Source organism: Rossellomorea sp. GQ25 (assembly GCF_059758515.1).
In genome coordinates this window covers 967,113-987,642 of sequence record NZ_JCAXEQ010000001.1, presented here as the reverse complement: position 1 = coordinate 987,642, position 20,530 = coordinate 967,113, and the positions used below count along the sequence as shown (strand labels likewise).

General features: G+C 39.0%; 16 protein-coding genes and 2 pseudogenes. 13 read left to right on the top strand and 5 right to left on the bottom strand.

From position 1 onward, the window contains the following. Positions 1–8: 8 nt before the first annotated feature. The 4 genes and pseudogenes from dapA (at position 9) to AC6CIB_RS05275 (ending at position 5,015) form a co-directional block, all read left to right on the top strand. On the top strand, positions 9–881 hold the full coding sequence (gene dapA / locus AC6CIB_RS05290) for a 4-hydroxy-tetrahydrodipicolinate synthase (protein WP_498278670.1): 873 nt from the start codon (positions 9–11) through the stop codon (positions 879–881). Between the two features lie 264 nt (positions 882–1,145). Continuing rightward, the gene (locus tag AC6CIB_RS05285) at positions 1,146–2,813 is read left to right on the top strand and encodes a ribonuclease J (RefSeq protein ID WP_498278443.1); all 1,668 of its coding nucleotides are present in this window, start codon (positions 1,146–1,148) and stop codon (positions 2,811–2,813) included. 145 nt (positions 2,814–2,958) lie between these two features. After that, positions 2,959–3,363: pseudogene (locus tag AC6CIB_RS05280) on the top strand (ClpP family protease); the annotation flags it as partial. Positions 3,364–3,422: 59 nt separating this feature from the next. Further along, complete coding sequence (locus AC6CIB_RS05275) at positions 3,423–5,015, top strand: recombinase family protein (RefSeq protein WP_498278441.1); 1,593 nt, start codon at positions 3,423–3,425, stop codon at positions 5,013–5,015. A gap of 1,195 nt (positions 5,016–6,210) precedes the next feature. On the opposite strand, the gene AC6CIB_RS05270 is transcribed toward AC6CIB_RS05275, so the two are convergent. From AC6CIB_RS05270 to AC6CIB_RS05250, 5 genes are all read right to left on the bottom strand, one after another. Then, a complete protein-coding gene (locus AC6CIB_RS05270) occupies positions 6,211–6,819 on the bottom strand; it encodes a recombinase family protein (protein WP_498278439.1) in 609 nt (202 codons plus the stop codon). 1,114 nt (positions 6,820–7,933) lie between these two features. Next, a complete protein-coding gene (locus AC6CIB_RS05265; protein WP_498278437.1) occupies positions 7,934–8,563 on the bottom strand; it encodes an NUMOD1 domain-containing DNA-binding protein in 630 nt (209 codons plus the stop codon). A 22-nt stretch (positions 8,564–8,585) separates the two neighbouring features. Beyond that, positions 8,586–8,804: a hypothetical protein gene (locus AC6CIB_RS05260; protein ID WP_498278435.1), complete on the bottom strand. Its 219-nt coding sequence runs from the start codon at positions 8,802–8,804 to the stop codon at positions 8,586–8,588. Positions 8,805–8,841: 37 nt separating this feature from the next. After that, positions 8,842–9,156 (bottom strand): hypothetical protein, encoded by a 315-nt coding sequence (locus AC6CIB_RS05255; protein WP_498278433.1) that lies wholly within the window; start codon positions 9,154–9,156, stop codon positions 8,842–8,844. 1 nt (position 9,157) lies between these two features. Then, a complete protein-coding gene (locus AC6CIB_RS05250; RefSeq protein WP_498278431.1) occupies positions 9,158–9,811 on the bottom strand; it encodes a hypothetical protein in 654 nt (217 codons plus the stop codon). A 694-nt stretch (positions 9,812–10,505) separates the two neighbouring features. Between AC6CIB_RS05250 and AC6CIB_RS05245 the strand changes: the two genes are divergently transcribed. The 9 genes and pseudogenes from AC6CIB_RS05245 to AC6CIB_RS05205 all read left to right on the top strand — a co-directional run bounded on the left by AC6CIB_RS05245 (position 10,506) and on the right by AC6CIB_RS05205 (position 19,863). Then, a complete protein-coding gene (locus tag AC6CIB_RS05245; protein WP_498278429.1) occupies positions 10,506–10,652 on the top strand; it encodes a hypothetical protein in 147 nt (48 codons plus the stop codon). Positions 10,653–10,727: 75 nt separating this feature from the next. Continuing rightward, positions 10,728–11,069: pseudogene (locus tag AC6CIB_RS05240) on the top strand (ATP-dependent Clp protease proteolytic subunit); the annotation flags it as partial. After that, positions 11,066–11,272 carry a YlzJ-like family protein gene (locus AC6CIB_RS05235; RefSeq protein WP_498278427.1) on the top strand — a complete coding sequence of 69 codons (207 nt, stop codon included), beginning with the start codon at positions 11,066–11,068 and terminating at the stop codon, positions 11,270–11,272. The pseudogene AC6CIB_RS05240 and the gene AC6CIB_RS05235, both read left to right, overlap by 4 nt. 190 nt (positions 11,273–11,462) lie before the next feature. Beyond that, positions 11,463–13,814 (top strand): DNA translocase FtsK, encoded by a 2,352-nt coding sequence (locus AC6CIB_RS05230; RefSeq protein ID WP_498278425.1) that lies wholly within the window; start codon positions 11,463–11,465, stop codon positions 13,812–13,814. Between the two features lie 424 nt (positions 13,815–14,238). Then, positions 14,239–14,964: a GntR family transcriptional regulator gene (locus AC6CIB_RS05225; protein ID WP_113968169.1), complete on the top strand. Its 726-nt coding sequence runs from the start codon at positions 14,239–14,241 to the stop codon at positions 14,962–14,964. 50 nt (positions 14,965–15,014) lie between these two features. After that, positions 15,015–16,112: a BMP family lipoprotein gene (locus tag AC6CIB_RS05220; protein WP_498278423.1), complete on the top strand. Its 1,098-nt coding sequence runs from the start codon at positions 15,015–15,017 to the stop codon at positions 16,110–16,112. A 213-nt stretch (positions 16,113–16,325) separates the two neighbouring features. After that, positions 16,326–17,861 (top strand): ABC transporter ATP-binding protein, encoded by a 1,536-nt coding sequence (locus AC6CIB_RS05215; protein ID WP_498278421.1) that lies wholly within the window; start codon positions 16,326–16,328, stop codon positions 17,859–17,861. Further along, positions 17,854–18,903, top strand: coding sequence for an ABC transporter permease (locus AC6CIB_RS05210; RefSeq protein WP_498278419.1), 1,050 nt, complete (start codon positions 17,854–17,856; stop codon positions 18,901–18,903). Before AC6CIB_RS05215 ends, AC6CIB_RS05210 begins: the two co-directional genes overlap by 8 nt. Further along, the gene (locus AC6CIB_RS05205; RefSeq protein WP_498278417.1) at positions 18,904–19,863 is read left to right on the top strand and encodes an ABC transporter permease; all 960 of its coding nucleotides are present in this window, start codon (positions 18,904–18,906) and stop codon (positions 19,861–19,863) included. The last annotated feature ends 667 nt before the right edge of the window (positions 19,864–20,530 follow it).

The window sequence follows — 20,530 nt, the reverse complement described above, 5'->3', positions numbered from 1 at the left end:
TGACAAGATTGAATTTTGGCCGCGTTTCTACGGCGATGGTTACCCCATTTGACCGTAAAGGTAATATAGATTTCACCAAGACGACCCAATTAATTCAGTATCTGATTGAAAATGGATCAGATTCGTTAGTAGTAGCCGGGACGACTGGTGAGTCTCCAACTTTGACAAAAGAAGAAAAGATTGCTTTATTTCGACATACAGTGAAAGTGGTAAACGGAAAAGTACCTGTGGTTGCCGGGACGGGAAGCAATAACACCCACGCCTCAATTGAGCTTACCAAGAAGGCCGAAGAGGCAGGCGTAGATGCCATCATGCTGGTGGCTCCTTACTATAATAAACCTAGTCAGGAAGGATTGTTCCAGCATTTCAAGGCAATTGCTGAATCAACAACCTTGCCTGTCATGCTTTATAATATCCCGGGGCGTTCGAGCGTCAATGTTACTCCGGAAACCATTATTCGATTATCAGAGATTGAAAACATTGTAGCTGTAAAAGAAGCAAGCGGTGACTTGGATAGCATGACTGAAATCATTTCACATACATCAGACGACTTTATGCTATACAGTGGTGATGACGGACTTACTCTCCCTGTATTGTCTATAGGTGGAACGGGAATCGTGTCAGTTGCCTCACATATCATCGGAAACGAAATGCAAGAGATGGTTGCTGCATATACAGGTGGAAATCATTCCAAGGCAGCCGGTCTGCATCAAAGACTTCTTCCGGTCATGAAAGGGTTATTTACCAGCCCGAACCCAACTCCGGTTAAAACAGCCCTACAGATGAAGGGTCTGGACGTTGGATCTGTCCGCTTACCATTAATTCCACTGACAGAAGTGGAAAGAGCAAAGCTGTCTCAATTATTACAAGTATTATCTTAAGCAAAAGACTGTGAAGGCCATCCTTCACAGTCTTTTATTATAGATAAGAAAGAAGGCACTACAATCAGTAATAGATTAATTTATTTTAAAGAAGAAGGATTTAGTTCCATTGTATCGAAATAGTAATGTAGTAAAAATGAATGCAGTCTTTTTCCTAATCTTATTATAGGAAGGATTAAATTGGTTGTACTCCCAAAATATTATCAAGTATAATAAACGTAACTGATTGAAGATCGGGAAAGGCACAGCATAGGAGGACATAATGTGAGTAAGTCAAAGAATGAAAGTATAAAGATCATTCCGCTCGGAGGAGTAGGAGAAATTGGTAAGAACATGTACGTGATTGAAGTGGATGATGAGATTTTCGTGGTCGACGCAGGGCTGATGTTCCCTGAAAATGAAATGCTCGGAATTGACATCGTCATACCTGACATTCAATACCTGATTGAAAATAAAGAACGTGTGAAAGGAATCTTTTTGACTCATGGACATGAGGATAGTATTGGAGCGGTTTCATACGTACTTAATAAGATTAAAGCTCCTGTTTACGGAACCCGTTTAACGAATGCTCTTGTAAAGGCACGATTGAAGGATGAAAATGTCAGCGCTGATGTGAAATTCTATACGATTCACTCAGATAGCTATCTCACTTTCGATGGAGTGAATGTAACGTTCTTTAAAACCACACATAGTATTCCGGATTCAGTTGGTGTATGTATACATACATCTGAAGGAGTCATCGTACATACCGGGGAATTCAAATTTGATCAATCTGCTAAACACCTTTATCGACCGGATTTAGGAAAAATGGCTCAAATCGGTGAAAAAGGAGTGCTATGTTTGTTGTCTGATAGCACAGAAGCGGAGAGACCCGGCTACACAACATCCGAGGCCGTCATTGAACAACATATAACAGACGCTTTACGAATGGCATCCGGTAGAGTGATTGTAGCTTGCTTTGCATCTAATTTAATACGACTACAGCAAGTTTTTGACGCTGCAGATCAAAATAATCGAAAAGTGGTCGTAGTGGGTAAGAGTTTGAAGAGAGTATATGATGTAGCATTGAAATTAGGCTATCTTCACGTCCGGGATGAGATGATCATCGGAATGGATGAGATTGGTGATTATCCTAAAGATGAAGTCGTCATTATCGCTACCGGAACACAAGGAGAACCGTTTGAAGCACTGCAGCGGATGTCAAAACGCTCCCATCGTCTTGTGAATATTGAAGAAGGAGATACAGTCCTTATTACGGCTTCACCTTCGCCCGGCATGGAAGTCATTGCAGGAAAGACAATTGACATGCTTTATAGAGCAGGAGCAAACGTCTTGACCGCTAATAAGAAAGTTCATGTTTCAGGGCATGGGAGTCAGGAAGACCTAAAGTTTATGTTAAATATCATGAAGCCGAAGTATTTCATTCCTATACAAGGTGAGTATAAAATGCTGGTGGCCCATACCCAGATCGCTCACGACATCGGTCTTCCGTATAAGCAAATTTTCATTTTGGATAAAGGAGATGTGCTTCAATACAAGGACGGTAAGATGAGAATGAGCGGCCGGGTACAGGCTGGAAATGTGTTAATTGATGGAATTGGTGTAGGGGACGTAGGGAATATCGTCCTTCGTGACCGTAAACTATTATCAGAAGACGGTGTCTTTACGGTCGTTGTGACGATTAACCGCAGATCCAAATCGATTGTGTCAGGTCCTGAAATTATATCACGCGGCTTCGTTTATGTGAGGGAGTCAGAAGAGTTGATTGAAGGAGCTGGAGGCATCGTAACGGATGTAGTACATTCCTATCTACAGAAAGGCTCATTTGAATGGACAACCATTAAACAAGATATCAGAGATCAGCTCAATTACTATTTATTCAATAAAACACGAAGAAGACCAATGATTTTACCGATCATCATGGAAGTTTAATGAGTGAGGCTATTTGTTCAATAACAGATAGCCTCCGTTTTTTATTTGATCCTAAAGTATAAGTATGAAAACACTCCCTTATTAAAATAATAACAAGAGAATGGAATGAAAAGGAGATGTTTTCATGGAAGATAATCATGGACGTATGCAGGATCAGCCAAATAAAGGCCAAGATGATAATAAAGATAAACCATCAGGATTAATGGAAAAGATACAGCAATTAGGGCAAACAAATGTCCCGCAACTCTCTCAGGATTCCAACATCCATTGCTTGACCATTGTAGGACAAATAGAGGGGCATATGCAGCTTCCACCACAAAATAAAACAACGAAGTATGAACATGTTATTCCTCAGCTCGTAGCCATTGAGCAAAATCCTAAGATAGAGGGATTGGTGGTTATATTAAACACGGTAGGTGGAGACGTGGAAGCGGGACTCGCCATTTCTGAAATGATCGCTTCACTTTCTAAACCTACAGTTTCTGTTGTGCTAGGTGGAGGACATAGTATCGGTGTACCGATAGCCGTATCATGCGATTTCTCATACATTGACTACTGATAACACAAATGATAAAATCCTTATATATCAAGCGTTGGAGGCCGATATCAATGTATAGCAAAACTGATTATAAGATCACTAACATCATAAATTACGTTCGTAAATCAAGACGAGATGAGGAAAGAGAACGTAAAACTGGTGAGGATACACTAAACGAACAAAAAAAGCTAATGGCTAAAATCCTTGACGGTTACGGAATACCTTACATACAAAAGTTTGAAGTTGGTTCAGGTGATAAAATAGCAACACGTCCAGTCTTTCAAGAAGTATTACAAGAACTAAGACTAGGAAAGTATGACGCTGTGGCAGTAAAAGAAATATCACGTCTAGGGCGTGGTTCTATGTCGGATATGGGTATCATTTATGATTTATTAGTTGAACAGCGTATTTACATCATTACACCTTCAAGAATCTATGACCCTAGAAATAGTTCAGATCAGCGTCAAATACGTTTTGAAATGTTCTTCGCCAGAGAAGAATTTGAACAGATCAGGGAACGTTTAACAGGTGCTAGATATTCAGCAGCTATGGAAGGAAAGTGGATGGGGCAAATTCCTTTTGGCTATACTCGTAACCCTAAAACATTAAGATTAGAACCTAAAGAGGACGAGGCTAAAATAGTTAGAATGATATATGATTTATTTGTAAATGGTTATGAAGGTAAAGAAGTACGTGAACGTGCAATAGCGACAATTTTAAAGCGTCTAGGCATAGAATCTGCTAGAGGAAAGAAATATTGGGATACAAGCCAATTAAAACGAGTATTAACGAATGATACTTATATAGGTGTATCTAGGTTTAGAACTACTGAAACGATAGACGGTAAAGTTAAAAAACGTCCTGTAGAAGAACATATAATAGTTCCTGAGGCACACGAACCAATCATTAAAGAAAGTGTTTTTTATGAAGTACAGCGACTAAAGAACAATAAAGCAGTACCTAGAACTAAATTTGATGGGGATAGATACGAATTAACTGCTTTATTGACGTGCAAGTACTGCGGGAAAAGGCTTGTAATTAACCGTTATAACCGTAAAAGAAGAAGTGGGTCAAGTTATATAGATAGTTATATTCGTTGTCGTAATGGCTGTGTAACGGTCAAATACGAACCTGTAGAACAAAAGGTTATTGGGCTTTTAAAATACCTTTCACAGCTTGACGAGGGGCTTCTACAGGAAATGTATGAGGCTACAGCTGAAAAGCATGACGAGAACGAGAGAGAACTCTATAAGGCTGAAATAGTTAGATCAATTGGACAGAAAAAAGAGGAATTACAAAAACGTTTAAAGTTCATTCAGGAAAAGCACTTTAAAGGTGTCTATTCTGACGAGGATTTTTTAGAGTTTAAAAAGGAGATTGACGAGGAATTAAATGAAGTTGAAAAAATGGAACAAGGGAACAGCTTTTTAGAAGTCAGTGCCACTAAAGAAGAGGTGGACGTAAAGAAGGTAAAGAACAGTGTCAATAATATACTAACAGCATACAACCAGCTAGACAGTGCTGAGAAGAAGAATAAGTTATTAAGAAGTACATTTGATGAAATAGTGTTAACTATATTAGAAAAGGGAACAAAAAGCAAAGAACCTAAGTTACAGCTAGAACCTACTTTGTCATTTAAGTTTTGGCAAGGCTTAGCAGAATAAGTTAGATTCAATGTCAGGTTAATTAAAGCCTGGCATTTTCTTTTGGACAAAAAAAACCCCCTAACAGCTATTAAGCCATTAGAGGGAAAGGAAAAGGTTATCTCACTACTACTACTATGAGATTATATTCACACCACTGTTTAAAGTGGCATTACTTTTAGTTAAGGTTATCTAAGGCTTATGCCTTGCTTGGTCTTTCAGACCTTCGCCAATACTTAACTATCTATTACTTATTACTATCATAGCTATCATTGGTTATATCTTAGTGGTTGTTTTTAGTTATGGTGGAAGTGGTTTTCTTCCACAGTCTTTTATGTTTCGATCTTTAATACTGTTATTACTGTTACAGCGTTATCTTATAGTTAGTTATCTTTAAGGTTCTTCTATTACTAGTTTCTGAACACCCCTCGATTTACAGGCAGAAAAATGAACAAATTTTATACAAACGCTAGAACCCTTGATACGACTGGTTTTCTTTAAAGTCACAAATTTAGGGATTAACCTTAGTGACCCTGTACGGATTTTAAGGTATTTGTTAATCACAAAAAGAGGGATTATTAAAATTGTGATTATTAAATTATGCGAACCCTTGATAAATAAGGCTTTTTGAAGTTTGTTAATCACAAGGGATTTATAATAACTGTGAATCATTGATATTACTGGATTTGTCTACATTATTAGTCACAACCTATTGTGATTATTAAAATTGTTCCTAAAAAGTGAAAAAGCCCAGCCCATTACAGGCTAAGCAAGTTCACCGCAAGGTCAACTAACGCTATCACTAGCATTATGTCAATCTTACTTGAAACCTCGAATTCAATCTTGATTTCCATTTGTTTCACCCTTTAGAAGGGGTCGGATTACCGCCGTAGCAGAACCCACTTCTTTTCTAAAAAGCTTATCCTTATTTTACTATCATTTACCTGTTACTGTAAATAGTTTCTAGCTGTTTTAACTTGAATTAAATTGCTGTGAACGGTCAAGAAGGGGATTAGTCAGAATTATGCTTGGTTGCCTCGAATACAGACCACCCCTCAAAACTTTTTTAACGCACAATCCTTTATTGTCAACCATTTACGATATATAGTAAACACTTAAAATTGTCGCTGTTATGCACTAAGCACAATAGCCCTTTTTTGTTATATGTCTTAAATGGTTCAAAAGAATTGAAATAAAAAAAAGAGGCTAACACATGTTATAGTGTCGCCTCGTATTCCTTCACCTTTTTATAGAAAGTCGCCTTTTTCATTTCTACAGCGTCCATAAACTCAACAGCTTTCATCTTTCCAGCTTTCCACTCTTTGTATAGCTTAGTCCACTGTAAGGGCAATTCTAACGCTGGTCTACCTAAATGCTTACCCTGTGCCTTAGCAACGTTTATACCTTCTCTTTGACGCTGTAGGATAGTCTCACGTTCTTGCTGTGCTATGGAAGTGTAAACCTCTATGATAATGTTGTTAATCATATCTATAACCCATTCTTGCCCCTCAGGAACGTCTTGCATAGTGGTAGGAAGGTCAATGATCTTTACTCTAATACCTTCTTTCTTAAACTGTTCTAAATAGTCCTTGATCTGTGCCTTATTACGTCCTAAGCGGTCAATAGACTTGATATAAAGAGTGTCACCGTTACGCATAGCTTTAAGCATGTTCTGAAAGCCCTCACGTTCCATATCCTTGCCACTAGCCTTATCACTATAGATATACTTCTCGTCCGTTACAAAGCCTTTTAAAGCCTCATATTGACGATCTAAATTCTGTTCCTTAGTTGATACACGAATATAACCAAAATTGATTCCTGACATAATTAAAACCACCGTTTCTTTTAGTTGATAGTCTTAATATACATCAACTGTCTATAAAGGTCAATTACTTTTTAGACGTTCATAAAGGTTTATTTTCTTTTCTTAATAGACGCTATACAGGGCAATTTTTCACCGTCTAATATGGTCTACCTTTTTAGACTGGAATATTTTAAACAAGTTATATTCAGAATTAGTTTAATATGGTAATATTTATGTAATCCCATTTAAAGCTTGTGATGTGTGCCTAGCACCGCAAGGTGACTTTAAATTGGGGGAATGCCAAATGTTTAATTTAATCTTGGAAGTCTCAATACCACTTGATATCGTGATTGCCGTTACGATTCCGATAGTGTGGAAAATTGGGGCGGGAAGACCACCGAAATAATGGTGGTTTTTTTTGTTTATGAAATTATCAAAAGTAAAGGTGTATAGGGGTAGTGAAAAAACAAGGGTACAGGGGTATCAGTGAGACGGAACTTACAGCTACATACAGCACCCTCACATAAATAAGCCATATACAGCCCCTATATAGAGGACATACACAATAGACATAGTAAGAAGGGAAGGGTAGAGGCAACAGCACCACCACAGGACAGCACACGAGGACAAGGAAGAAGAACAAAGGAAAGAAGAAAGAGAACAAGCAACATGCGAGGACAGGACGACAGGCAAGGACACGAGGGAAGGAAGGACAAAGGAAAGAAGAAAGAAAAGAAAGAAAGGAATGAATAACAGTAGATCAGTAGCCCTACTAATAGAGGTGACAAAGTTAGGCACAGCAAGGCATAAGGGGTACGGGATGGGGGCTAGGTACCTGTATGGGTGGGTTCTGGTGTCTGGATCGAATACGCATAAAAAATGAAACCTTTTGCTGGTAAAGATTGGGTGTTTCTGAGGGCGATTCTGAGGCAATTAACTTTTACTAGTAAGGTATTGATACACTTAGTTCCCTGTACAGCTATATAGACAAGGGGTGGTTAGGGATTTAAGGTTTTAGAAATGGCAAAGCAGCGTTAAAAATTTTTTTACCAGTTTTCTAAAACTTTTTAGGGGTAAGCTGGTACAAGTATGAGGAACATAAAAAAGAAACGAGGCTAAAGGCGTAAACGCCCTATTAGATTAGCCCCGCTTTTTCTAAATGATATTTAACTGTGCCATGACTTAAATTCAGGTATTTAGCTAATTGATTTACGTTATCAAATTCCCCTTTATTGTAAAGATCAATTATTTGCTGTTTACCCTTTTTATTTAAAGTCTTACTAACTTTGATCTCTTTAGAACCTCGTCCACTTACCTGTGTCATTCTGTTCCCAAACCTATCCCCATATGGCATAGAACAGATATGTTTTTGATGATCTTTACCTAATATCCATCTAGGTTTTCCGTAAAATTCTACTTTACACTTTTCACAATGATGAAGGATAATAGCGTCCTGAGTTATGAACCTTTCTATAGGCTGTATTCTGCCCTCAGGATAACGTTTATCTAATAAGGCTTGATACTCTTTGTTTTCGGCTTCATACTTGCCTAAGTATAATTCACCTGTTGGGTACTCTTTAGAACTTGCGTTAGCACCACTATCTATAATGACAGGGTTAACCCAGGGTTTAATAAATTCCTTAGGTTCGTCAATAAGTGCCACACGTTCCACTGGTGCAACCTCTATAGGTTTCATTGCTTTCATTTGTGCCAGTTTCTTCATTTGTTTTTTCATTCTCTTTTTACGTTGCCTCTTGTTTGCCATAGCATAACAGCCCCTTTCCTTTTTACCTGTTAAAAGTGTAGCTAGAAGGTAGTTTTACAGTCTTAATACGTAAGCCAATGGTTTTACCTTCACGATCATTTTCAACCCTTAAAACTGACGCTATAGGGTCGTTTTTTAACCTATTGATATGCTTGGGAACTGTAGTGTAAATATCCCATAGCTTAGATGAAGGGTCGTACATGATAACAGTTTCTTGTTCCTCTTTTTCGTAATATGCCATTTGTCTTGATCTCCTTTAAATAAAAAAGCCACCAGCGTTAGCTAGTGACCTCTTTAGTAATTTCTTTAGCTTTTGCGACCTTTTCAGCACGTTCTTTTTCTTCCTGTTCGATCTGTTTAGTTAGCTGTTCTTTTACACCACTGTCAGCCATTTGTTTTAACATTGCCTCACCAATGGACTTATCATTTACAGGTGATTCCTCTTTATAGTCACCAGCTTCATTCTGTAATGCAAGACCTAAGTTTAAAGCCATAACAGGTGGCAAGTCTTTAAGTACCTCAGTGTTACCTTTTCGCAATTCAGCTAGGATTTCACTTTTCACTAATTGAGTAGCTGTCATTAAGTTAGCCATATTATTTCACGTCCTTATCTTCGTTAGTTTCTTTAGCTATCATACTTTGAGGCTTATTTGGTTGCCCCCCACGACAAGCTGAGAATACATCTTTCTTAGATACAACAGAATCACTAAACCAGCCAAAAGTAGGGGTGTAACGTTCTGCATTAAAGCTATATTCCAAACGAGGAAATTCTTCTTTAACCTTGCTATCTTCAAATACTTCATAAATGTCAGGGGCAATTTCATTGTACTGTCTTTGCATCTGTACCCCGATTTCACTAATTTCTTTTAGCATTTCATATCGGTAACGTTCTGCAATCTCAACAGCATCATATCCATTCAAGTTAGCACCGTCTTTTCTAATAGCGTCACGATAAACAGGGGTGAACTCTAACTTTAAAGCTGTTCTTTCTTCCTTTAGTTCCTCTAAAAGAACTGTAATGATTTCCGTCTTTTGTACAATCTCTTTGTTACGTACTTTTAAATAAACCTTTTCTGATACAGGGGCGTTTTCTAGTTCTAACATGTTGCCTGTCATTTCGTCCTGTAATGCCATTAGATCAGCTTGTAATTCCTGTTCTTGTTTGTCTAATTCCTCAACCTTTGCATGATATTCAGCAATAGCCTTATTAGTTTCTGTGAATAGTTTTCTTACTTTTACGCTTTCCATGTTTTCATACCCCCGATAGTGTAGTGAAATAATTCAATAGCAATTAGTAGTAGTAGTGCAATTGTAAACATTACTTGTAACCTTTCCTTTCCTTTTGTTCGATTATAGTTTTAATAGACACTAGTTCCACGTTACTAATACGTAAACGGTTAACAGCGTACTTTAATTTTTCATGATAATAAGGCGTGAACTCTAATTGTCCTTTTTCCAGTCTGCAAATAGTAGCTGGGTCAACCTTCATATAGTGGCTAAATTCAGCCAGTGTTTTATTTCTAGCGTGTCGAATAGGTTTAATATATCTGTGATTGTATTCCATGTTATATGGCAATCTTGAATTAACTGTGTACATTGTTTTCACCTCTCTTAGTTAGTAGTTCAAAAATATTGAATTGAAAAGCCAAATAAAAGAGGCATGGCAACCGAATGCCACACCTCAGCTAATGGGAGAATCAATTCAATGTCATTTTCACCGTAGGAAAGACATACAAACTGTTAAGCCTGTTTAACTTTCCCTTACTCTATAGTTCATGGGGTTGAACGGATTACTGGTAGACATGAGAAGTTTTTAAAAAAGTTTTGTCCTGAATGTCCTATTCCGTTCCTTTATTACAAGTAAGTGTTTGTAAGGATAAAAAGTTAACACCCTACAAATACTATTCCAAATAATGGACAACTATGAAAGGACGTATATATAATGAAGAAACTCGAAAAAGAATATGAAGTGGTAGCAGAATTTGAACAGGATAACTGTATTTATATAATTAGACAACCAAAAACACCACCAACGGAAGAAGAATTAAAAGACTACTATTCCAATTTAGCTAAAGTGCTTTATAATTAAATAAGAAATGAATTTAGCCACTCATTTTAGGGTGGCTTTTCTTTTTATATTCATTGCAGTTATCAGTAGTTGTACTATTCTTACATTGCGAGCACTGCTACAATGACAATCCATCCGGTTCGCTTAACGGGATTGGTGATCGGCGTACCACAGACATTTGAGTACTTGGATAAAATGCAGGATCGGGTAGTTAGTTTCGTTACGAAGCACAGCAATATAACGGAAGAAGATTTTAAAGAGCTGATGTTTGCAAAAGGTAACCTCACACGGGATATCGGTACGAATGTGGTCGGTGATGATGCCGTCGAATATGGCCTGATAGATGGAATCGGGGGCATTGGGACAGCCATTAAAAAGATTAATGAGTTAATTGAGATGAAGAAGCAATCGGAGCGACAAGAGGGGCTGGTTCAATGATCCTTTATACAGTGGTTCCCAATGATCTTGTATTTCCAACAGATGCAAGTGAATTCAGTGGTCAAATGATGATGGAATATCAAGGTGTTCCTATCCTTGTTCAGCAGGAGGAGAACCGGTATCGAATTGTCAGGGTCATGAGTAGTGACCCTGCACATTTTCTCGATAATCAGATTTGCCCAGGTGAATTTATCAGCAATTAAGGAAGAAAGAGGATTTTCCCGAAATAGTGGTTATGCTATAATATTACTGGAAGAGACAATCATAATGATACTTTAAGTTCACGGGAAGGGTCTGACACCTTAGGCACATAGATTGCCCCAAAGGATCAGCCCTTTCTTCATCTTTATGTACATATGAAGAAAGACTTCAATAGAATTTAGGTGAATTGGATTGGCAAAACGAAAAAAAAGAAAAAAACGATCTGCAACGAGTTCAACCTTAAAACAAACCATTAAATATGAAATTACAGGAATGATCCTCGCTGCCCTCAGTTTGATTTCAATCATTGAGCTTGGAGCTGTAGGGAAAGCAGTGGTGTATTTCTATCGATTCTTTCTGGGTGAATGGTATATGGTTGCCCTCCTGTGGATGCTGTATGTGGCAGGATACCTCATGATTAAACGAGAGATTCCTATGTTATTTAGTCGCAGACTTATTGGGATTTACATCATCATTGCGAGCTTCTTGCTATTGAGTCATGTGAAATTATTTGATTTGCTCTCAAATGATGGTTCTTTCGATAATCCAAGTGTCATCATGAATACGTGGGATTTGTATTGGATGGATGTAAGTGGGGAAACGAGTACATCGGATCTTGGAGGAGGAATGATAGGGAGCGTTCTATTTGCCGTTTCTTATTTTCTATTTGACTCGCAAGGAGCAAGGATTGTTAGTGCAACATTCATATTAATCGGAATAATACTAGTGACAGGTAAATCCATCGGGGATGTGCTAGGAAGAGCTGGAAAGCGCTTTGGTGCATTCTTAAACGGACAATGGTCGGCATTCAAACAAGATATGAGTGACTGGAGAGAAGATCAGTCAAAGAAAAAAGAAGTAAAAGAAAAGAAAAAGAAAGAAGTTCATGTGAAGCAGGTGGAAGCGGTTGAAACACTGCTGCCTCAGGAAGAGGAAACGAGAGAACCGATTATCTCAAACTTCGCGGAACGCGCATACGGAGGGGCTCAGACTAAAGAAGAACCATCCGTTACAGGAGCGGGAATGAATGATGAAAAAGATGATAAAAAGTCCGATTCAGAAGGAGAAGCGGATGCTGCACCACCGATTACGTTTACTGAAGTAGAAAATAAGGATTATAAACTTCCTTCTATTTCGTTATTAAAGAGTCCTAGAAAAACAGATCAGAGTAATGAATATCAACTGATTCATGCCAACGCAGCCAAGCTTGAACGAACTTTCCAAAGCTTCGGAGTAAAAGCAAAAGTTACACAAGTTCACTTAGGCCCAGCCGTCACCAAGTATGAAGTCCACCCGGACGTAGGTGTGAAAGTAAGCCGCATCGTGAACCTTAGTGATGATTTAGCATTGGCTCTTGCGGCTAAAGATATCCGAATCGAAGCACCCATCCCAGGGAAATCGGCTATCGGTATTGAAGTTCCTAACTCAGAGGTGGCCATGGTGTCTTTAAGAGAGGTGCTTGAAGCCAAGGAACATAATAAACCGGATGCCAAGCTCCAAATTGGTTTAGGACGGGATATTACAGGTGAAGCCGTACTTGCAGAATTGAATAAAATGCCTCACTTACTTGTAGCCGGGGCCACAGGAAGCGGGAAGAGTGTCTGCATTAATGGAATCATTACGAGCATTCTAATGAGAGCTAAACCTCATGAAGTCAAGCTCATGATGATTGATCCGAAAATGGTTGAATTGAATGTATATAATGGGGTACCGCACCTATTGGCTCCTGTTGTAACAGATGCCAAGAAAGCTTCACAGGCTTTAAAAAAGGTTGTAAGCGAAATGGAACGGAGATATGAATTGTTCTCTCACACAGGAACCAGGAATATTGAAGGCTACAATGACTACGTTAAGAGGCAGAATCTGGAGAACGAAGAAAAGCAGCCACTGCTTCCATACATTGTGGTCATAGTGGATGAGCTGGCTGATTTAATGATGGTTGCTTCTAACGATGTAGAAGACGCTATAACCAGACTTGCACAGATGGCACGTGCTGCAGGAATCCATCTAATAATTGCGACGCAACGTCCTTCTGTTGATGTTATTACAGGGGTCATCAAAGCGAATATACCATCAAGGATTGCGTTTGCCGTATCATCTCAAACCGATTCCAGAACCATTCTGGATTCAGGGGGCGCAGAAAAACTATTGGGTAGAGGAGACATGCTCTTTATGCCTGTAGGGGCTTCAAAGCCTACAAGGGTTCAAGGTGCCTTTTTATCTGATGAAGAAGTTGAAGAAATCGTTGATTTTGTCATTTCCCAACAAAAGGCACAGTATCAGGAAGAAATGATTCCAGATGAAATACAAGAAGATGAGAAAACGGGCGAAGCTGAAGACGAACTTTATAATGATGCAGTTCAGTTAATCGCTGAAATGCAAACGGCTTCCGTTTCCATGCTTCAAAGAAGATTTAGAATTGGTTATACAAGAGCAGCACGATTGATTGATGAGATGGAAGTAAGAGGAGTCGTTGGGCCTTATGAAGGAAGTAAGCCGAGAACCGTCTTGATCGGTAAACCTTCAGAAGAGCAAAGCTCTTAACAAAAGGTGTGTTACCCTATTCAAAGTGAACGGGTTAACACACCTTTTTTATGTAAAATTCAAGGAGGAAATCTCAAAATGTATCCGTTCTTAATGAGATTATTCTAGTTTATCCACTAATGTGTTATACTATTAAAAGCGTTTACAATTGTAATGGCGTTGTTTTAATTTTGTAAAGATTGATCATCTAAAACAACCTTATTGTAAATTATTTGTAAAAAAACTCCATGAAACCCTATTCATTCTTAAATAATTACTATTTTTTTACAAATAAGGATTTTAAATTGTCATTCTAGTCATTTTTTTCGACAAAATCACACAATGCTATTTATTTATGAAAAGAAAAGTGTTATAGTATTTTCGATTAGTAGGAAAGATATACATCAGAGGTCTGATCTCTTGAGAAAATTTGGTGGTGGTTCCAGTGACAATAAAGACAGATAATCGACATTTATACTTACAAGTGATAGACCGTTTGAAGAAAGATATCGAAGCGGGAGTATACAAAGAAAAAGAAAAACTCCCATCTGAATTTGATCTCTCCAAACAACTCGGTGTGAGTAGGGCTACTCTCCGTGAAGCTCTCAGAATTCTTGAGGAAGAAAGTGTCATCGTACGACGTCATGGGGTAGGTACATTTGTAAACGCTAAACCGCTCTTTACTTCTGGTATTGAGCAGCTGAACAGTGTAACGAACATGATTAAGCAGGCAGGAATGGAGCCAGGGACCATATTCTTAAGCTCAACAACTCAAGAAGCTACTGAGGATGATGTGAAGAGGTTTACTTGCAATGAAGAGGACGACGTGATCCTGATTGAACGAGTTCGTACTGCAAACGGGGAACCGGTTGTGTATTGTGTAGACAAAATTCCTGAAAAGATTATGCCGAGGAATTTCACCCATGAGGATAATTCGATTTTCACCGTTTTGGAAAAACGCGAGAATAAGAGAATCACTCATGCTGTTGCACAAATAGAACCTATGGGATATCACGATAAAATCTCCCCTATTCTAAATTGTGAACCTGAAACGGCACTACTCGTTTTAAAGCAAATGCATTTTGATGAAAACGATGAGCCGATTTTGTACTCAGTAAACTATTTTCGGTCAGACAAATTTAGCTTCCACGTATTAAGAAAGCGTGTATAACAACAATCCATCTTTCTACTAATTTATTACAATATTAGGGGGTACTCTAGGTGAAAAAACGTAAAATTGGTTTAGCGTTGTCATTTGTTCTAGCTGCAGGTACATTATTAGGTGCTTGTGGAACAAGCGAGGACAAAGAAGGTGCATCTAGTGGTGAAGGTAACAAGAAAGAAGATCAATTTACAGTAGCAATGGTTACGGATGTTGGTGGAGTAGATGACAAATCTTTCAACCAATCTGCTTGGGAAGGTTTAAAAGCTTTCGGTAAAGAGCACGACTTAGAAAAAGGTAAGGAAGGTTATGACTACCTACAATCACAATCTGATGCTGACTATGCTACTAACTTAAACACATTAGCTCGTCAAGACTTTGACTTAGTATATGGTATCGGCTTCCTTATGGAGGGTGCAATCAATGACATTGCACAACAACAAAAAGATTCTCATTTTGCAATCGTTGATGCTGTTGTAGAACAACCAAACGTTGCAAGCATTATGTTTAAAGAACAAGAAGCTTCTTTCCTGGCTGGTGTTGCAGCTGGATTAGCTACAAAAACGAATAAAATTGGATTTATTGGTGGTATGGAAATCCCGGTAATCGAGCGTTTCCATGCAGGGTTCATAGCTGGTGTAAAATCAGTTAAACCAGATGCAGAAATCGTGGCAGACTATGCAGGAGCTTTTGATAAAGCTGAACTTGGTCAAACGATCGCTTCTAAAATGTACTCTCAAGATGTAGATGTTATTTTCCATGCAGCTGGTGGTACTGGTAATGGCTTATTCAAAGAAGCACGTGACTTAAAAGAAAAAGATCCATCCCGTGAACTTTGGGCGATCGGTGTTGACTCTGATCAAGTTGCAGAAGGTAAAGTTGGCGACCATAACATTGTTCTGACATCTGCATTGAAACGTGTTGACAACGCAGTTAAAGACCTTGCAACAAAAGCTCAAGACGGAAATTTCCCTGGTGGAGAACAAATCTTATACGGTCTTAAAGAAGACGGTGTAGGACTCGCTGAATTAAATGAAGAGCTTTCAAATAAAGATGAAGTAATGCAAAAAGTTGATGAATGGAAAGAAAAAATTAATAGTGGAGATGTGACTGTTCCAGAATCTGTTAAAGAAGCGGAGTCTTTCTCGGCTAACTAATTTTAAAAGGGATAAGCGGGCCAAGGATAGCCGGTCTCTTATCCCTTTTTTAAAAGAAATATTCATAATAATTAAAAATTTAATTGAAGTATAGAAATGTTTTCTATCTTTCATTTAGATTTTTATTCGGGGAAACCCTTTTTTTCTAGCGTGTTAAGGTCTGACCTCTAACTACTAGATAAATATCCCTACCTACGCAAGGAGTGAATAGCAATGGATTATGTAATTGAGATGCTGAATATCCGTAAAGAATTTCCAGGCATCGTAGCAAACGATAATATTACCCTCCAGCTCAAAAAAGGTGAAATTCATGCGCTTCTTGGTGAAAATGGAGCAGGTAAGTCTACACTGATGAATGTATTATTTGGACTTTATCAACCTGAGCAAGGAGAAATTCGTGTAAGGGGACAGAAAGTGAACATCACCAATCCCAATATCGCCAACGACTTAGGGATCGGAATGGTTCATCAGCACTTTATGCTCGTGGATACCTTTACAGTAACAGAAAATATTATTCTCGGAAGAGAGCCTAAGTCCGGTGCAACGGTGGATATTAAAAAGGCAGAGAAGGATATTATGGAAATTTCAGAAAGATATGGTTTGAAAGTGGAGCCGTCTGCTAAAATTTCTGAAATTTCAGTAGGTATGCAGCAACGTGTGGAGATCTTGAAAACACTTTATCGCGGGGCTGAAATTTTGATCTTTGATGAGCCAACGGCGGTACTGACTCCTCAAGAAATCAAAGAGCTTATTCAAATTATGAAAACTCTTATTCAAGAAGGTAAATCTATTATTCTTATCACCCATAAGCTAAAAGAGATTATGGAAGTGTGTGATAATGTAACCGTTATCAGAAAAGGTAAAGGGATTGGGACTGTGAAAGTATCAGAGACTGACACGAACCATCTTGCCAGTCTGATGGTAGGGCGTGAAGTAACCTTTAAGACTGAGAAAAAAGAAGCAAATCCTGCGGGCAATGTACTTGAGATTCGTGATTTAAAGGTGAAAGATCATCGGAATGTTCCCGTAGTAAAAGGATTGAACCTTGAAGTGAAGGCAGGGGAAATCCTGGGTATTGCAGGGGTCGACGGCAATGGGCAAAGTGAACTGATAGAAGCTATTACAGGATTATACAAAACCGATGGTGGCTCGATAAAGCTGAATGGAAAAGAAATAGTCAATATGAAACCGCGCAAGATATATGAAACAGGTGTAGGTCATATTCCTCAGGATCGTCACAAACATGGATTAGTATTAGATTTTCCGATTGGTGAAAATATGGTTCTACAAACCTATTACCAAAAGCCCTATTCCAATAAAGGGGTATTAAGCTATAAAAATATTTACAATCAAGCAAGAAAACTAATCTCAGAGTTTGATGTAAGAACACCTTCGGAATATACTCTTGCCCGGGCATTGTCCGGCGGTAATCAACAAAAGGCGATTATCGGCAGGGAAGTTGATCGTGACCCGGACTTATTGATTGCGGCTCAACCGACTCGTGGTTTGGATGTAGGAGCCATTGAGTTCATTCACAAACGCCTTATCGAGCAGCGGGATAACGGGAAAGCCGTTCTATTGCTTTCATTTGAACTAGATGAAATCATGAATGTAAGTGATCGTATTGCCGTTATTTATGAAGGTCAAATCGTAGCGATTGTGAATCCAAAGGAAACGACTGAACAAGAGCTAGGACTATTAATGGCTGGATCAAAGAGGAAGGAAACGGGGGAGAACACAAATGTCTAATCGATTAACAAATATATTAATCCCGGTTATTTCAGTCCTTTTAGGTATTATTGTAGGAACCATTATTATGCTTGTGAGTGGGTATGATCCGATTGCCGGATATTCTGCGTTATGGCAAGGTATTTTCGGTGAAATCTACTATGTAGGGGAAACGGTACGTCAAGTAACACCATACATTTTAGCAGGGTTGGCTGTGGCCTTTGCCTTTAGAACCGGTTTATTCAATATCGGGGTCGAAGGACAATTGATTGTAGGCTGGCTTGCTGCTGTTTGGGTAGGGGTTGCTTTCGATGAGTTACCAAAAGTCATTCATTTGCCCCTTGCCATCACTGCAGCAGCATTAGCTGGAGCGTTATGGGGCTTTATTCCTGGATTACTTAAAGCGAGATTTCGTGTACACGAAGTAATTGTAACAATCATGATGAACTATATTGCTCTTCACGTCACGAATGCGATTATCCGTGATGTGTTAACAGAGCGTAAAGATCGTACGGATTATATCGCAGAAACGGCATCACTTAAGTCTCCGTTTTTCGAAAGCTTAACGGATTACTCTCGCCTGCATTGGGGAGTTTTCATCGCCCTTCTGTGTGTATTTATCATGTGGTTCCTATTAGAGAAAACGACTCGTGGATATGAACTGCGTTCCGTAGGTTTTAACCAGCACGCTTCTCAATATGCAGGGATGAACGTAAACGGAAACATTATCCTTTCTATGGTCATCTCAGGAGCATTTGCCGGACTCGCTGGTGCAATGGAAGGTTTAGGAACATTTGGCTATGCCTCGATTAAAGGAGGATTTACAGGGGTCGGATTTGATGGGATCGCTGTAGCACTATTAGGAGGTAATGTAGCAATAGGTGTTGTGTTCGCAGCATTATTATTTGGAGGACTTAAAGTGGGGGCGTTAAATATGCCTCTTGAAGCAGGTATTCCAAATGAATTGGTAGACATCATCATTGCCCTTATTATTTTCTTTGTAGCATCTGGTTATATGATTCGTTATCTAATTCAACGATTTAGTAAAAAGGGGGTGAAGTAAGTGGGCTTTATTGATATCTTGACAATCCTTATTCCATCAACATTATTGTGGGCATCACCACTTATTTTCACTGCTTTAGGCGGAGCGTTCTCTGAGCGTTCTGGTGTCGTTAATATTGGACTTGAAGGTTTAATGGTCATAGGGGCTTTCGCAAGCATCGTTTTCAATCTTGCTTTCTCAGACGTATTCGGTGATGCTACTCCTTGGGTAGCGCTGCTCATAGCCATGGTAATGGGAGGGTTACTAGCCGTCTTACATGCTGTTGCTTCTATCACGTTCAGAGCTGATCAAGTAGTATCCGGTGTGGCAATCAACCTGCTTGCTATTGGATTAACCCTTTTCTTAGTAAAACGTATTTACGGGAAAGGTCAAACTGATATTATTTCTGAAGGATTCGGGAAAGTGGATGTGCCGTTACTGAATAAAATTCCAGTGATTGGAGATATTTTCTTCTCCAACACTTACTGGCCACCATTTGTAGCCATTCTTGTGTCTGTCATCGTTTGGTTCATTATGTTTAAGACTCCATTCGGTCTCAGATTGCGTTCCGTAGGTGAGCATCCAATGGCTGCCGACACAATGGGAATCAACGTAACGAAAATGCGCTATATCGGCGTCATCATTTCCGGGGCTTTTGCAGGAGTAGGTGGAGGAGTATATGCCCAGTCCATTTCCTCGGACTTTAGTCATGCAACGATAAGCGGACAGGGATTCATGGCCTTAGCCGCTTTGATCTTCGGTAAGTGGCATCCGCTTGGTGCAATGGGTGCAGCATTATTCTTTGGATTTGCTCAAAGCTTAAGTATCATCGGATCAAGTATTCCGTTATTTGAGAATATTCCAAGTGTATACCTGCTAATCGCTCCTTATGTGTTGACCATCCTTGCACTTACCGGATTCATCGGGCGTGCAGATGCACCTAAAGCACTTGGTACACCGTATATTAAAGGAAGTCGTTAATCACATAAGCACCAATCAATAAAAGGTATCTCGACACTCGAGGTACCTTTTTTGTATGCTCATTTCTCTCTCATAGCAACATAGTTTACGAAAACAGCTTATTTGAAGGTTCATTTCGCAAAATTTGTTGTTTGATAAAATGAAATCTGCCAGGGGCTCTGTCAACCAGTGTGTGCTAGAAGGTGAGGGGAACCGCTCCGCTTGCCGCGCACGATCGGCCGGCCTCCTCAGCTTAGCCGAACGGGTCTCGGCACGTTCAAAATCCGCCGGAGTCTACGCAGTTCCCCTCACCTTCTATAAGAAAATTTCGTGACAGAGCTTAAAAGTAACAAAAACAATCTATAGAAAACGGAATTTTAGAATACAAGAGAAAATCGACCACTACTCTCTTTACAATAGTCTATTTTACCGTTGGAGCAAAAAAGACTATTTACAAATAAGATTGTTATTCTTTCCTATTTTTTTCATTCAAGGAAAGGATTTAGGCTATCATGACGATAGCATTTGGTCCATATGCCTTGGGGCTTGGTGCTCCATACACGGACAAATCAAAGAGATTGTTTGATCCATTTGAAAGGATAGTTCAATGATCCGCCAATTTATGAATTAACCTAAATTTTTTTACACCTTTGTAGATAACTTTGTAGATAATTGGTTTTGGGAACAA

Coding starts and splice junctions, on each gene's coding strand:
- AC6CIB_RS05265 (WP_498278437.1), bottom strand. CDS start 8,563: ATGGCAAACAAGAGGCAACGTAAAAAGAGAATGAAAAAACAAATGAAG.
- AC6CIB_RS05270 (WP_498278439.1), bottom strand. CDS start 6,819: ATGTCAGGAATCAATTTTGGTTATATTCGTGTATCAACTAAGGAACAG.
- AC6CIB_RS05210 (WP_498278419.1), top strand. CDS start 17,854: ATGTCTAATCGATTAACAAATATATTAATCCCGGTTATTTCAGTCCTT.
- AC6CIB_RS05215 (WP_498278421.1), top strand. CDS start 16,326: ATGGATTATGTAATTGAGATGCTGAATATCCGTAAAGAATTTCCAGGC.
- AC6CIB_RS05245 (WP_498278429.1), top strand. CDS start 10,506: ATGAAGAAACTCGAAAAAGAATATGAAGTGGTAGCAGAATTTGAACAG.
- AC6CIB_RS05235 (WP_498278427.1), top strand. CDS start 11,066: ATGATCCTTTATACAGTGGTTCCCAATGATCTTGTATTTCCAACAGAT.
- AC6CIB_RS05250 (WP_498278431.1), bottom strand. CDS start 9,811: ATGGAAAGCGTAAAAGTAAGAAAACTATTCACAGAAACTAATAAGGCT.
- AC6CIB_RS05275 (WP_498278441.1), top strand. CDS start 3,423: ATGTATAGCAAAACTGATTATAAGATCACTAACATCATAAATTACGTT.
- AC6CIB_RS05255 (WP_498278433.1), bottom strand. CDS start 9,156: ATGGCTAACTTAATGACAGCTACTCAATTAGTGAAAAGTGAAATCCTA.
- AC6CIB_RS05260 (WP_498278435.1), bottom strand. CDS start 8,804: ATGGCATATTACGAAAAAGAGGAACAAGAAACTGTTATCATGTACGAC.